1 protein-coding gene is annotated in these 1,466 nt (G+C 69.8%); it reads left to right on the top strand.

Annotation, left to right across the window (positions count from 1 at the left end; translation table 11 throughout):
* Positions 1 to 221: 221 nt before the first annotated feature.
* Positions 222 to 1,466: IS110 family RNA-guided transposase (locus ACYVIH_RS22650; RefSeq protein WP_460871810.1), on the top strand; the 1,245-nt coding region annotated here is incomplete at its 3' end.

The following is a 1,466-nucleotide window of genomic DNA, read 5'->3' as shown; positions in this document are numbered from 1 at the left end:
CAGGTCACTGCCCTGCTCGCTTGACGCGGACGACGTCCACCATGAGATCTGCAGGGCTTGGTGGTTGCCCGGGACGTGTGGACCGTCGATAGGGCTGAGCGCCAAGGCCAGGAGTGGCTGCGAGCGCCGATCAGTGAGCGAACCGGCAGACACGTCCCGGCACCAAGGCCACCCGAAGACGTGGGTGCCTCCCCACTGGGACTAGCAGCGAGGAGGCTGACGTGAAGTCTGCCAGCAACAGCCTGACTAGCAACACCCTGAACAGCACACTGCCGGAGTTCCCGCCCAACGATGTGACCGCGGGCGTGGACTGGGCCCGCGATGACCACGCGGTCAGCGTCGTGGATGGCCGTGGCCGCGAGATCCACCGATGCACCGTTGAGCACACCGCGGCCGGGCTGCGTCAGCTCGTCGGCGCGCTGGGCAAGCACGGGGTGGGTGAGGTCGCGATCGAACGCCCCGACGGTCCGGTCGTCGAGGCCCTGCTCGAGGCCGGTCTGACGGTCGTGGTGATCTCCCCGAACCGGGTCAAGAACCTGCGCGGCCGCTACGGCTCGGCCGGCAACAAGGACGACCGGTTCGACGCCTTCGTGCTGGCCGACACGCTGCGCACCGATCGGGCCCGGCTCCGTCCGCTGGTCCCCGATACCGACGCTACCGTGGCGCTGCGCCGGGCCTGCCGAGCCCGCAAGGACCTGGTCAAGCACCGCGTGGCCGCGGCCAACCAGCTCCGCGCGCACCTGCGCAACGTGCTTCCCGCCGTCGTGGGCCTGTTCCAGAACCTGGACTCGGCGATCAGTCTGGCGTTCCTTGTCCGGTTCGACACCCAAGACAAGATCGACTGGCTGAGTCCGAAGCGGCTGGGTGACTGGCTGGCCAAGCATGGCTACTCCGGCAGGGTCGACCCAGCGGTCCTGCACCAGCGAATCCTCGACGCGCCGCGCGGCGCGACCGGTGCCCACGGCACCGCTCAAGCGGCCATCACCGCCAGCTACGTGGCGCTCCTGCGCACCCTGGTCGAACAGATCAAGACGCTCGAGAAGCAGATCGACCGGCAACTCCACGCCCACGCCGACGCGCACATCTTCACCAGCCTGCCCCGAGCCGGTCGCGTCCGAGCCGCCCGGCTGCTCGCCGAGATCGGCGACTGCCGCGGCCGATTCCCCACACCGGAATCGCTGACCTGCCTGGCCGGCGCCGCACCCTCGACCCGCCAGTCCGGCAAACTCCGCGCGGTCGGGTTCCGCTGGTCCTGCGACAAACAACTCCGCGACGCCGTCACCGACTTCGCCGCCGACACCCGACACGCCAATCCCTGGGCCGCCGACCTCTACGACCGAGCCCGAGCCCGAGGACACGACCACCCCCACGCCGTCCGCATCCTCGCCCGCGCCTGGCTGCACGTCATCTGGCACTGCTGGCAAGACGGCGTCAGCTATGACCCCGCCCAGCACCGCGCCCTGCAA

This window comes from Nocardioides pakistanensis (genome assembly GCF_054781215.1).
Note: the sequence above shows the minus strand (reverse complement) of the source record. Positions and strands in the feature narration are given on the sequence as shown.